This is a genomic window from Sphingobacterium sp. DR205 (assembly GCF_011064245.1).
GTDB classification, from domain to species: Bacteria; Bacteroidota; Bacteroidia; order Sphingobacteriales; family Sphingobacteriaceae; genus Sphingobacterium; species Sphingobacterium athyrii.
This window is the reverse complement of the sequence record NZ_CP049333.1, coordinates 4,202,607-4,215,162: the sequence shown is the minus strand read 5'-3', so window position 1 is coordinate 4,215,162 and position 12,556 is coordinate 4,202,607. Positions and strand designations below refer to the sequence as shown.

Annotated in this window: 10 protein-coding genes; 4 read left to right on the top strand and 6 right to left on the bottom strand. The window is 40.1% G+C overall.

Annotation, left to right across the window (positions count from 1 at the left end; translation table 11 throughout):
* Window positions 1–4 precede the first annotated feature (4 nt).
* Genes G6053_RS18265 through G6053_RS18255 form a run of 3 tightly spaced genes read left to right on the top strand, consistent with a single transcriptional unit; the run spans window position 5 to window position 2,354 of the window.
* The gene (locus G6053_RS18265; RefSeq protein ID WP_165307713.1) at window positions 5–1,111 is read left to right on the top strand and encodes an efflux RND transporter periplasmic adaptor subunit; all 1,107 of its coding nucleotides are present in this window, start codon (window positions 5–7) and stop codon (window positions 1,109–1,111) included.
* A gap of 13 nt (window positions 1,112–1,124) precedes the next feature.
* Window positions 1,125–1,694 (top strand): TlpA disulfide reductase family protein, encoded by a 570-nt coding sequence (locus G6053_RS18260; protein ID WP_165307711.1) that lies wholly within the window; start codon window positions 1,125–1,127, stop codon window positions 1,692–1,694.
* Between the two features lie 33 nt (window positions 1,695–1,727).
* Window positions 1,728–2,354, top strand: a complete 627-nt coding sequence (locus G6053_RS18255; RefSeq protein WP_165307708.1) for a TlpA disulfide reductase family protein — start codon at window positions 1,728–1,730, stop codon at window positions 2,352–2,354.
* Between the two features lie 507 nt (window positions 2,355–2,861).
* On the opposite strand, the gene G6053_RS18250 is transcribed toward G6053_RS18255, so the two are convergent.
* The 6 genes from G6053_RS18250 to G6053_RS18225 are packed head-to-tail and all read right to left on the bottom strand — an operon-like array spanning window position 2,862 to window position 11,276.
* Window positions 2,862–3,644, bottom strand: coding sequence for a LytTR family DNA-binding domain-containing protein (locus tag G6053_RS18250; RefSeq protein ID WP_165307706.1), 783 nt, complete (start codon window positions 3,642–3,644; stop codon window positions 2,862–2,864).
* Complete coding sequence (locus tag G6053_RS18245; RefSeq protein WP_165307704.1) at window positions 3,625–4,647, bottom strand: histidine kinase; 1,023 nt, start codon at window positions 4,645–4,647, stop codon at window positions 3,625–3,627. The genes G6053_RS18250 and G6053_RS18245 overlap by 20 nt, the downstream gene beginning before the upstream one ends.
* 43 nt (window positions 4,648–4,690) lie before the next feature.
* On the bottom strand, window positions 4,691–5,722 hold the full coding sequence (locus G6053_RS18240) for a hypothetical protein (RefSeq protein ID WP_165307702.1): 1,032 nt from the start codon (window positions 5,720–5,722) through the stop codon (window positions 4,691–4,693).
* 44 nt (window positions 5,723–5,766) lie between these two features.
* Window positions 5,767–8,862, bottom strand: coding sequence for an efflux RND transporter permease subunit (locus G6053_RS18235; protein ID WP_108634408.1), 3,096 nt, complete (start codon window positions 8,860–8,862; stop codon window positions 5,767–5,769).
* An 11-nt stretch (window positions 8,863–8,873) separates the two neighbouring features.
* Window positions 8,874–9,932 carry an efflux RND transporter periplasmic adaptor subunit gene (locus G6053_RS18230; RefSeq protein ID WP_165307700.1) on the bottom strand — a complete coding sequence of 353 codons (1,059 nt, stop codon included), beginning with the start codon at window positions 9,930–9,932 and terminating at the stop codon, window positions 8,874–8,876.
* A 9-nt stretch (window positions 9,933–9,941) separates the two neighbouring features.
* The gene (locus tag G6053_RS18225; protein ID WP_165307697.1) at window positions 9,942–11,276 is read right to left on the bottom strand and encodes a TolC family protein; all 1,335 of its coding nucleotides are present in this window, start codon (window positions 11,274–11,276) and stop codon (window positions 9,942–9,944) included.
* Between the two features lie 542 nt (window positions 11,277–11,818).
* Between G6053_RS18225 and G6053_RS18220 the strand changes: the two genes are divergently transcribed.
* The gene (locus G6053_RS18220) at window positions 11,819–12,547 is read left to right on the top strand and encodes an AraC family transcriptional regulator (protein ID WP_165307695.1); all 729 of its coding nucleotides are present in this window, start codon (window positions 11,819–11,821) and stop codon (window positions 12,545–12,547) included.
* The last annotated feature ends 9 nt before the right edge of the window (window positions 12,548–12,556 follow it).

Genomic DNA, 12,556 nt, shown 5'->3' with positions numbered 1-12,556 from the left:
TCAGATGTATCATAGAATTTCAAGAAATAAAAAGTCACCAGTGTCCCTATTGATCGGATGCTTGCTGGTATTGTTTATCGTTTCCTGTTCAGAGAAAGGAAATCAAAACGAACAGGGTACTAAAAGGCAAATTAAACCTAAAGGATATCCCACAGCTCCTGTCAAGATCATGAATCCCGAATATGAGCTATCGGTACCGGCTGAACTAAAGCCCTACGAACAGGTTGTTGTCCATGCACGGGTTGAGGGTTTCGTCAAGCAGTTATATGTAGACTTGGGCGATCATGTACGTAAAGGCCAGCTCTTAGCCGTACTGGAAGCTCCGGAAATGAATCAGAAGTATTTGTCTGACAGATCCACGGAGCAAAAGATTTTTAGTGATTATCAGTATGCTAAACAGGCATACGACCGCCTGGCAGATGCCGCTAAAACAACAGGTGCTGTCGCAGCGATCGAATTAGACCGGGCAAAAAGTCTGATGGAAAGCGCAAAATCTGCCTACCAGGCTTCAAAGGCAGGTACAGCGCAATCTTCGCAATTGCAGCAATATCTGCGGATCACAGCACCCTTTGATGGCGTGATCACAGCGCGGAATATTTCTGTCGGGGCACTGGTAGGCTCAGGGGCTGACAAACCTTTATTTATGATGGCGCAGGGCAATAAGCTCCGTTTGACACTGTCATTGCCAGAAAAGCATGCAGCATCGGTAAGTAAAGAGGCAAAGGCCGAATTTACGGTGAGCTCACAACCCGGGAAAACTTTCACGGCGCAGCTTTCCCGAACATCAGGACTGCTGGATCAGCAGGATCGTTCGTTAAAGCTGGAGTTTGATGTCAATAATAATTCAGGAGAGCTTCAGGGAGGTGACTATGCGCAGGTAAAACTGAAGCTACAGCGAAAAAATCCTTCCTATTGGGTGCCAGCCCAGAGCATTTTAAGTACGCAGTCAGGAACTTATGTGCTGACCTTAAACAACAAGACGGTAAAAAGAATCGGCATAAAAGAAGGTATTCAGCTGGACGGTCTGGTAGAAGTTTTTGGTAATCTTTCGGTGGACGATCACATTATTACGAAGCCATCTGAGGAGATTGAGGATGGAAAAATTAACTAAATCATTTTTAGAGATGAAAATACAAACAAATACACGGGCAAGAATTGTATCAACCTTTGTTATGGTTCTGAGCTTTAGCTTTGTGGCATGCAGCCAGCAGGGAAAAGAAAAGCAATCGAAATCTATCGGCGTAGCGGAAGAAATGACACTTGAAAATACGGAAGCTGCTGTACCGGATGTACTATTTACAAATGAAAATGGTGATGCAGTATCGTTAAAGTCACTCAAAGGTAAGGTTGTTTTTATTAATTTCTGGGCTACCTGGTGTCCGCCTTGTATCCATGAAATGCCCTCTATTGACAAGCTGAAGCAAAATTACAAAGGCAATGACAATATTGTGTTTTTGATGGTGGATGTGGATGGAACAATGGAGAAATCCAAAGCATTTATGGAAAAGAACAATTATGACCTGCAGGTATATATCCCCAAGAGCAGTATTCCCGCCAACTTTTTGGGAAGTGCAATTCCGACCACGGTTATATTGGACAAAAATGGAGATATGATCAATCGTCTGGAAGGAGGGCGGGATTATAGCAGTCCCGAAATCGTTCAAGCTTTAAATGAATTAATTGAAAGTAACTAGAAAAAAATATCCGTAATTATAAATATTATATATATGTCAGATAACAAAGATCTTCTCAACGAAAAGTCGGCAACAAGTAAACTTTTGGGAAGTATCAAAAAGAATGGTTTCACTATTTTTATGGGTATACTTATCGTTACGTTGTTTCTTAGCCCCGACGCGAAATCGTGGATGCTGCGGCAATTTATGAAGACCGGTATTTTTAATGCCAGTCTGGAAGAGAAAAAACCTGATACGATAGCAGAGACAACTGCTGACTTTGAGTTCAAAGATCAAAAGGGCCTTGTTCAAAATACATCCTCTCTTCGCGGTAAAGTGGTGTTTATTAATTTTTGGGCATCATGGTGTCCACCGTGTCGGGCCGAATTTCCTTCTATCGAGAAACTTTATACGAAATTTAAAGACCATCCAAAGGTTTTCTTTTTGACCATCAATGAAGACGAAGATCCTGCAATGGCCCATGCGTATCTAAAAGATGAAAATTCCTCGATACCATTTTTCAAAGTAACAGGTAATGTCCCCAATGTAATCTACAAAGGGGCATTGCCTACAACCGTTGTGCTTGATAAGAAGGGTAACATCAGATTTCATCACGAAGGTTTTGCAGATTATAGTTCTGATAAATTTATGAAACAAATAGAAGATATGATAAAAGAATAGGTTTTTAAGTGAACTGTGTCATTGCGTTAGAAATTACATTTTAGCGTAAAATGGATACAGTTCATTTTTCTTTTGAAGTTGTGCTGCATAGTTCCGACTATGATTTTATAAGCAAAAAAACAACATCTTTATTATTTTACTTTGTGTCCAATAGTACACGGTTTAGATATACTTCCAGCATTGTATAATCCGTTTTAGCGTAGTTATTACGGTCACTTGGCTCCACTCCGTACTTCTTTTTCCAGGTATCAGGCAACCATCCTTATCTGTATCTAGCGGCTCAGGGAGTGTTGCTAGCGAGGGAAGGCCTTTTACGTCTTTTGGAGAATCAATAAAACTTTTTTTGCAAAAAGTATACGTTTCACTGAGCACCTCCTGGGAGATTCTCTGATCGATCACATCTTTCATTAATGAAGCGCCCGCACCAGTAACAACTATAATGGATACGCGTCTAAGGCTATTTGTTGCGTTATTTAATAAGAAGTAATTACTAGTTCAGAATTTTTATTATTTAGTTACTTGAGAAAGCCAATCCAGAAACGTTGTTTTCTTTTCTTTACTGACGATAATCTGTGGGGAAAATGGAATGCTAAGATTTAGCGCGAGTTTACGGGAAAAGAAATTATGGGCCGAAGTAATTATACTCCGGGAAACTAAAAACTGCCGGTTAGCCCTAAAGAAATAATTCCCTGTAATTTTTTCCAGCTCATCCAGGCTTTTATTAGAAGAATACTTCTTGCCATCTAAAGTCAGTAAATAGATATCGTTTTCTTCCAGAAAAAAAAGAGCAATATCTTCCAGTTTAATCGGAAGAATTTTGTCTTTGATATACACGAGGATAGATGCCACCCTGTTTTCTTCACGGGGTTCGCTTAATAATTTCAGAATACCTTCGTAGTTAGGTGCAGAAGTGTTATTACTAAACAGTTTTCTTAGATTGTCGTATTTATCTAAAGCTTTTCTGATGGTTTCGGTCATAAAAGGCTTTAGGATATAGTCAATTCCATTAGCCTTAAATGCTTGAATAGCAAATTCGTCGTATGCAGTGCAAAAAATTACGGGTGATTTAATTTCTATTTGCCTGAATATCTCAAAACAGGTTCCGTCCCCAAGTTGGATATCACTAAAAATAAGATCCGGTATTTCCTCAGTTTCCAGATAATTTATTGATTCTTTAACGGAGTATACCTGAAAGATGTTCAGCTGTGGCCTGCCCTCCCAGATCTTTTTAATCGTGGAAAGTAGGTCGTTTGAAACAGCTTTTTCGTCTTCAATTATTAATATTTTCATTGGTCAGTAGTGTAAGGGTTACCGAAAATTCATCTTCAGTTTGTTTTATTTCAATGGCATTACCGGAAAGTAATTGATAGCGTTCGCTCAAATTAGCGAGTCCCAGTCCTGTAGAAACCTCGGGGTGCTGTTTCTTTCTTACGCTGTTTAAGACCGTAATCCTGTTTCCTTCGCTGGATATCCTGATCCTCAGGGGACTTTCATTGGTAAGTTCATTATGTTTAATGGCATTTTCGGACAACAACTGTAATGAAAACGTAGGAAGATAATATTGATATAGACTACTTTCCGGTACAATAATTTCGAACTGTATGGCTTGCCCAAACCTTATTTTTTGCATTTCCAGATAATCATGTAAAAAATCAATTTCTTCGGTCAACATTGCTATCTTCTTGTTCTGATTGGAAACGGAGATCCTCAGAAAATTAGCAAGATGGACAATATAAGATTCGCCGGCCAGAGGATCCTCCTTGTACAGGGCTTTTAAATTACTTAAAGAATTAAATAAAAAATGGGGCTGTATCTGCTGTCTCAACAATAAATTTGACGCCTCTACATTGGCTACTTTGAGCAACGATACTTCAACTTCTGCTCTGGCTTTTTCCTGTTGAAGAAGCAGAAAATGCTGGATCAGCAGTATAGCGGTATTTAAAATAATACTTGAGAGTGCCAGAGAAAAAAGTAAACTGAAATTATCATATTCCCATTTTATTTTAAGCAGCATGCTAAAAGGTGGCCAGCATATCAGATAAGTGGTTACGCCGGATAAATAGGATAACAGATACCATTCATATTTTTTATCGGGATCAATTCTTATTTTTTTTACGATATGAAAATCTACCGTACTGACGACAAATACAATAATAAATCCCATCAAAGGTAAGTAAGGGGAGAAATTATTTTTATCCCCCAATAGCTGAAAAAGCAGCACTACCACGCCAGCGACGACAGCAACCAACCAGTTCAGCATGGATGAAATTTTATAATTTGGCTTGTTGATCATAAGGCAAAGATAGAGATTAAGGATGACTGAATCCGTCTACTGCTCAGAAGACAGACCTAAATATGGGCAACAATGATACAGACAGTTTTACATAAGGACTTGCACCTGTTTTATTGTTGATAAAGTAGTCCGCTGAATTTTTTCCGACCTCAAAAGCCCGTGCCGAGAGCGGATTCTGAATTCCTCCATTCAGACTGATCATGATTTTTTTTGCAAGTCGATATTCAATACCTACTCCATTTTGAAGGGCCAATACGGTATAATTAAAATTCTGGGGAATAATATTTTGATCTGTATATTCAAAAAAAGTATTGGATACACTGATGGTCGTACCTATGCTTCCGGAAAATTTACTGTTAAAGTCCTTTCGGAGATAAGCCTGCTGTGGCAGGTTTACGTTGAGTTCCATGCCGTTTGAGAATTTCCGCCAGTAGGTAACAACTGGAAATACAGGAATATTTATTGACCTGTCAATATTCAGGACAAGTCCCGCAGATAAATTTGTTGTCGCCGTTTGTTTCAGGTTTATAATCACCGTTCCAAGAAAATTCACCCGCTGAATGCTTCCTGTTTTCCCCGTGACGCCATTGACATTGGCGGCATATACGACATTACGGCCGAACAGCGAATCTATCCGCTGGTAGCCGCCATTAAATCCGACCGTATTACGGCTAAATTTAGGATCCTGAAAAATACCCTGATATTCCGGACTGGCGGTTTTGACGTCCGACAAGCTGAATTCGGAATGTTCAAATAGAAGTGAACCGGTTATGGAGTTTTTCGCCCAGGAAGCCAAAGGGAGAGTAAGAAGGGCGCTTGTTCTGGATTGAGCCACTTTGCCCTCAAAAAGCCTGTTACCGTACAGATCACTTTTAATCGTACTATTTCCTGTAACCTCGGTAGATACGACGATCTGACGTAATATTGGATTTCTAACGGCTGCCTCTGTTATATAAGAAAGGTTTATGGAATCGATCTTCTCTTTTTCCAGCTGGGCCTGTTTTACCTGAGCGTAAGTGCTGATGCTCATTAAAAGACATACGGGCGATAAAAAAAAGCTTATTTTTGAATTCATTGCAATGAGTTATTTTAGATTATTTATTTTTTAATGTGCCAGTGTTAACTTCTTCTTTTGGAAGAGCGCATTTTAATTTTTTCAACGATCAGGTACATGGAAGGGACAACAAAAAGGGTTAAGATCATGGAGCTTGTCAATCCCCCGATAATTACCCAGGCCATGCCGTTCTTTACCTCGGATCCCGGTCCAGACGCCATCGCTATGGGTAACATTCCTAAAATCATCGCCAGTGTTGTCATTAGAATAGGACGCAGACGTTCTTTTCCTGCTTCATTCAGGGCTTTTTCAACAGAAAGACCTTCACCTTTTAGCTGATTGGTAAAATCCACGATCAGAATCCCGTTCTTAGCCACAAGCCCCATCAGCATGATCATTCCGATAATAGAAAATACATTGAGTGTTTCCATGGTCAGGGCAAGGGCTAGCAGCGCTCCGATCAATGCTACAGGTATGGAGAATAAAACCACAAATGGATATACCAGGCTCTCATATAAAGCCACCATGATTAGGTAAACCAGAATGATGGCAGTTAACAGCGCAATCCCGAGACTACCAAAGGCATCACCCTGATTTTTAATATCCCCTTCGTACTCTATGGCAATTCCAGTGGGAATTTTAGTTTTTGAAAGCTTTTCCTTCACTTCATCTGCGACCGTTCCCACTGGTCTTCCTACAACCTGGGACTGTACGGTAATGGAGTTTAACCTGTTGATGCGCTGTCTGACGGTTTCTCCCATTCCGACCGAGACTGTGGCAAATTGGGAGAGTGTGAAATTTTGGCCTTTATTGCTGGTGAAAGAGAGTTCACTAACATTGCTTATATCCGAGCGGTCAAATTGGTCCAGATTGATCAGAATATCATACTCATTTCCATTCTCTTTATATTTTGCATTTGAATTTCCACTAAATGCATTCTGCAGCGCATTTCCGACCAGTGAGGCATCCAGGCCCAAGACCGCCATTTTTTCCCGGTTCAGTTCCACTTCAATTTGCTGTTTCTGGTCTTTTACAGACAGCTCAACGGACTGGGTTCCCGGAACAGTGGCGATCAGCGCCTTATATTGTTCTGCAACTTTCCGGACTGTTTTCAGGTCTATCCCTTTTATTGTGACCTGAATAGCTGCCTGGCTTCCCTGCCCGGTGATGGAGGTTGGTGAAGCAGAAACTTTCATGCCCGGAATCGTTTCACTGAGCTCTTTTTTTAACTCGATGCCAAATTCTTCAGAGCTGACCGTTCTTTCTTTACCGTCAACCAGGGAAACTGTAAGTTCCGCCATATTGCTGTTATTTGATGAACCCGGTACACTTCCCGAAACAAAACCTATACTTGAGAAGACATTTTTGACTTCGGGCTTTGAAAGGATGATTTTTTCGACTTCTTCGGTCGTCATGTTGGTCTGATAAAGAGAGGTTGAGGGGGCCAGCTCCAAACTGACCAGTAACTCAGCCTGGTCTCCTGTGGGTATAAATGTGGAGCCTATAAATCCCTTTGCGACAAGCATTATAGAACCTACCAGCATCATTATTACAAGAGAAAATAACCATCTTTTTTTATGAAGAACCTTTCCAAGTACTTCACCATAATAGGTTTTCAATTGATCTATCATACCTTCAAATCCCAGATTGATCCGTCCCCAGAGTGTTTTTTTATCCAATTCTTCGATCTTCCCGAATCGGCTTGCCAATAGTGGGGTAATGGTAAAGGACACAAAAAGACTCATCAGTGTGGATATTACGACAACCAGAGAAAATTCCTTCAGTATAGAGCCGATCAATCCGCTTGAGAGTGCAAGAGGCAAAAAGACGACCACATCGACCAATGTGATCGAAAGTGCTGTGAACCCGATTTCATTCCGTCCTTCCAGCGCAGCAGTTCGCTTATCTTTTCCCTTTTCCAGATGACGGTATATATTTTCCAGGACCACAATGGAGTCATCGACCAGGATACCTACCACCAAAGACATCGCCATTAAGGTCATCAGATTCAGCGAAAACCCCATAACATACATCGCTATAAATGTTGGAATGATGGAGGAGGGAAGGGCTACCATCACAAACATTGAACTTCTGAAGCTATGCAGGAATGCCAGCATGACAATGCCAACAATAAGAACTGCCAATATAAGGTCAAACATGACTTCATCTCCAGCATGTAATGTATAGGTCGATTGATCGGTAGATATAACAAAATTGAGCTTTTTCGCAGCGTACTGCTTTTCAATATTATCAAATGCTTTTTTTACTTCGCGGCTTACATTGACAGCATTGGCATCGGACTGCTTAATGATCTGTACTCCTATTGAAGGCTGTCCGTTGATGTGGTTTATTGCGGTGGATTCTGCTGTAGCATCCACGACCTCGGCGACATCTCTTAATAATACATTACCTCCGTCGGGAAGCTGTTTTATGATTAAACTTCTCAACTGGTCAAGGGAAGATATATTGGCATCGTACTGAATGGAGAGCTGCTCACCCGCTGTCCTGATCTGTCCGGCGGGAAAGGACTGATTGGCCGCAGCTACCCCACTGGAGACCTGGGTAATGGTCAGCGCATAAAACTTTAACTTTTCCCGGTCGATGTTGATCTGTACTTCACGTTCGTCCCCACCGATGATATTGACCTGCCCCACACCATCTACATTTTGTAATATGGGGAGTAACTGCTGGTCAACTAGTTGGTAGAGCGCTTTTGGTGACATCTCGGAAGTTATGCCGGCTTTGATGACCGGTAATTCTTCCAGGTTTACCTTTTGTACGGTTGGTGGGTCCAGGTCCCTGGGCAGGTCTTTTTGGATCTGGTCGGCTTTCCTTTGGATATTTCTTTCTGCTTCGTCAATATCGGTCCCACTCTTAAGTGTGACAGTAATTTGTGAAACCCCTTCCTGGGAAGAGGAGGAAATCGTTTCCAGCCCTTCAATCGAAGCGAATGCATCTTCCAGCTTTTTGGTAACGGAAGTTTCCACCTCTGCTGCAGAGGCGCCTCTATAAATTGCACTTACTGACACTGTGGGAATATCCATCGTTGGCAGCAGGTTGTAGTTGAGTTTTAAATAGGATTGCACACCGAAAAGTGCAAGCACGGTAAAAATAACGACGATGAGTAAAGGCCGTTTTACGGCTATTGCTGTTATTGACATCTTTTGTAATTTTAGTGGCTGATTTTTATTCTGCTTCCCGACTTCAGGTTGATCTGTCCGGATACCACCACTTTGTCTGTAGCTTTAAGACCACTGATAACCTGAATCAGCCCCCCGGTTTCCCTCCCGGTTTTGATATCCCTTTTTTCAACCTTTCCCTTACCAACAATAAAAACTGAAGGGTCCTTTATGCTTGAAACAATAGCTTCCCTTGGAATTAATAAAGTTTTTTTGCTCTTACCGCCCAAGAATTTTAGGTTTATGTAAGTCCCGGACCGAAATAAAGAATAGGACTGGTTGTCGATTAAGATTTCTGTCTGATAGCTTCTTGTTTCATCTGCCTGGGGACTTATAAAATCTACGGTCCCCTTAAAAGTAATATTTGGGTGTACATCTGTCGTGATCTCCACTGATTGTCCTTTTCTGACCTGATAGACTTCATTTTCCGAAAGAAAAACCCTGGCCTTGGTTTTTGAAATATCAACAATGGTTGCAATTTCATTTCCGGAATTTACATACATTCCTTCTTCGACTTGCTTGATTGAGATCATTCCGCTTGCAGGAGCCTTAATGGTGGCGTCGGAAATGTTCTTTCTGATCACATTGACCTGGGTCATGGCATCCTGATAATTCGCTTTTATTTCATCTACTTTTTCACGGGTAGCGGCATTTCCAGATAGCAGTTCCGTATATGTATTTAGGTCCGATTTTAACTTTGCAGCATTCCGCTCTGCTTTTTGAAGATCCAGCTGCTCAGCGCGGTCGTCAACAAGAGCCAGGACTTGCCCTTTTGTTACATTGCTGCCAAGCGAGAACCGGATGTTTTTTAAAGTTCCACTTACAGGAGCCAGCGCCTTAGCTTCTGTGAATGGAATGATAGTACCTGTCTTAGTAATATTGAATTCCAATAGGCTGTCCTTTACTGTAGCTACTTTTACAGGGATATTGACTTCTGATACTGTTGTCTGGTTCTTTCTTGTATCCAGCTCTTCCTTGTTAGCAGCGAGCTTATAGGTGATTAAGCCACATATTATAATAATTGACCCAATAGCGATGTATTTGCCTTTCATACGATCTGATTATAATGAATTAAAAAATTTAGTAAGGGTACCTCTTGCTTTTTCCAGATCGACCTTTGACTGGTAATAACTATAAAGGGAAGAGAGATAGCTGTTCTGGGCCTCTTTTAGTGAATTTTGGGAATCGAGCCAGTCTTTCATATCGGTAACCCCTTTCTGATACTGAAGATCCGTAACACTGAAGATCGACCTGGAAAGTTCCATGTTACGCCTGTCGTTCTCCATATTGCTTTCTGCTTTGAAGAGCTTTGATACAGAATTTTCAAACTCTAACCGATACTTGCCTTCGTTGAGTTTGTTGGTTTGCAGGGCATTATCATATTTAAGCTGAGCTTCTTTATACTGAGAATTTCTTTTGAATCCATCAAATATAGGTACTGTCAATTTTAACCCGATGGATGAAAATGCACTGAGGGTGCTAAATGACTGTCCCAGATTGTCCCCAAAGCCATTCCATCCATAACGGGCATAACCCGATAGCTTTGGTAAATATCCGGCAAGTATGCGTTTTTCTTCAATTTTGAGAAGATCCGCACTGACCTTGTCTAAGCTGCGTTCGGTAATATTTTCGGGTTTAAAATCGTTTGCGGTGTCTAAAGGTATTGCTTTGCTTTCTGTGTCCAGCTTCTCAATTTCAAGTTTCTCCTGCATTGGAAATCCCATTTCGTATTTGAGCTGGTTTTCTGCCAATGTGATATTGGTTTCTGCTACGCGGATCTGGGAAAGAGTATTGTTGTAGTCAACCTGAACTTTGTCCCTGTCTTTTTGAAGTGCGACGCCTTTTTGAACTTTTAGAGCGACAATTTGTAGCTGCTTGCTGTAGGTGTCCAAATTCAGATTAAGAAGTTCCAACTGCTGCTGGTAGGTAAATATCTGATAATAGGCAGAACTTATATTATAGATGATCGTCTCCTTACTTTTCTGAAGATTTAATTCGGCCTGCTGATTTACCAATTTGTTGGCTTTTAGGCCAACAATCAATGACCGGTCAAAAATGGCCTGCTCTAACTGTAATGAACCTGTCGTATTAAATTGTTTGGTAAAAGCTACTCTGATATCCTGGTCTCCAAATAATCCAGCAGGAATAATCTGCTCTTGTACTTTGAGGTTATCATCAACTCCCCCCGAAAAACTGATGTTTGGTAAATAACCTGATAATGCCTCTCTTGCTTTAGCGTCTGCAATTCTTTTTTCATTTTGGGAAATCGTAAAAGACGGATTGCTCTTTAGTCCATATTCGATACATTGTTTTAGATTAAGTTTTTCTTGTCCTCTAACCTGATTGAATAGGACACTAGATAACAGTAGTAGTGAAAAAGATAACCTGACGCCCATTTTTATATTCTCCTTTTAAAATTATTATGCAAAAAGAATATTTATCCAGTTCAGTTTATATATTTCCTGTCGCGAAACGGACATATTGGCTGATGAGACGGCAAGAGATATGATAGTAATAAGTGAAGAAGTAAAATAGTTGCTTTTTCAAGATGGAAATGAAATGAAAGCTAAAGCCATAATAAATAAGATCGATTACTGAAGGCTCTTCTATTAAGCTATAAGCAGTATCTATTAGATTGATTAATTGGCCTAAAGCTGGGTAGAAGAGTTTAAAGTTGATATTGCGATTTTATGGTAGACAAGAAGTAAATTATTGTTATTTACCAGTGCATTGTATTTTCTTTTTCACATAAATTGTAGCGAGGACATTTATGAATATAACTCAGAATTTTCAAAATAAATTGCCTAGGAGAAAAATGTGGTTCGGTATAACAAATTCGCTAAATTTGTTCATTCAGACTGAAATATGTCAGATTTTACTTGATTGTTAATAAAAGTAATTTACATATCTTTTGCAAACAAACTTACAATACGTCTCTTTGCAGCCACCAGAGTGCTTAAATTTTCTCATTGAAAGTGTTTGGATGGTAAGCAATCTTTCAGAAGATCCCGTAGAAGGGATTGTACTTCCAGATGGAAAAATTGATCTGTTCCTTTATTTAGATAAGGATTCGAATTTTGAAATTTTTCTAAGCGGTATTTGCAATGCGCCTGTATTGAAACCTCCATTTCCCAAATCACAAATGTTTGCTGTAAGCTTTTATCCCTTAGCGGCGGAATATATTTTTAAACGTTCGTTTGCGGATTCTTTAAATAAAAAGATAATCGTGGCAGCGAATTTTATGGGGTTTTGCAGGGAGGATATGGATAATTTTGATGCCTTCTACAAAAAGACATGCAGTATGCTACAACATTTAAAACTTGATCCAATTGATGATTATAAAGTAATGCTATTCGACCTTATCAAGCGTTCTAAGGGAGAAATTAAGGTTGAAACTCTTGCAGCAACAACTGGATGGAATAGCAGGGAGATTAATCGTTACTTCAGAAAGTGGCTTGGCATCACATTAAAATCCTACATCGACATTATCAAGTTTTCGAATTCTCTTAAACATATAAAGGACGGTGATATTTATCCTAAATTGGACTACGCTGACCAATCCCATTTTATCAGGGTGGTAAGGAGATTTTCAGGATCAAAGCCAACTGTCTTAAAAAAAAATGAAAATGACCGATTTATACAATTGACAACTATATCCGTTGATTAACTTTGTTTT

Bases quoted from the DNA above. Each gene is read 5' to 3' on its own strand.
- G6053_RS18265 (WP_165307713.1), top strand. From the start codon at position 5: ATGTATCATAGAATTTCAAGAAATAAAAAGTCACCAGTGTCCCTATTG.
- G6053_RS18260 (WP_165307711.1), top strand. From the start codon at position 1,125: ATGAAAATACAAACAAATACACGGGCAAGAATTGTATCAACCTTTGTT.
- G6053_RS18255 (WP_165307708.1), top strand. From the start codon at position 1,728: ATGTCAGATAACAAAGATCTTCTCAACGAAAAGTCGGCAACAAGTAAA.
- G6053_RS18250 (WP_165307706.1), bottom strand. From the start codon at position 3,644: ATGAAAATATTAATAATTGAAGACGAAAAAGCTGTTTCAAACGACCTA.
- G6053_RS18245 (WP_165307704.1), bottom strand. From the start codon at position 4,647: ATGATCAACAAGCCAAATTATAAAATTTCATCCATGCTGAACTGGTTG.
- G6053_RS18240 (WP_165307702.1), bottom strand. From the start codon at position 5,722: ATGAATTCAAAAATAAGCTTTTTTTTATCGCCCGTATGTCTTTTAATG.
- G6053_RS18235 (WP_108634408.1), bottom strand. From the start codon at position 8,862: ATGTCAATAACAGCAATAGCCGTAAAACGGCCTTTACTCATCGTCGTT.
- G6053_RS18230 (WP_165307700.1), bottom strand. From the start codon at position 9,932: ATGAAAGGCAAATACATCGCTATTGGGTCAATTATTATAATATGTGGC.
- G6053_RS18225 (WP_165307697.1), bottom strand. From the start codon at position 11,276: ATGGGCGTCAGGTTATCTTTTTCACTACTACTGTTATCTAGTGTCCTA.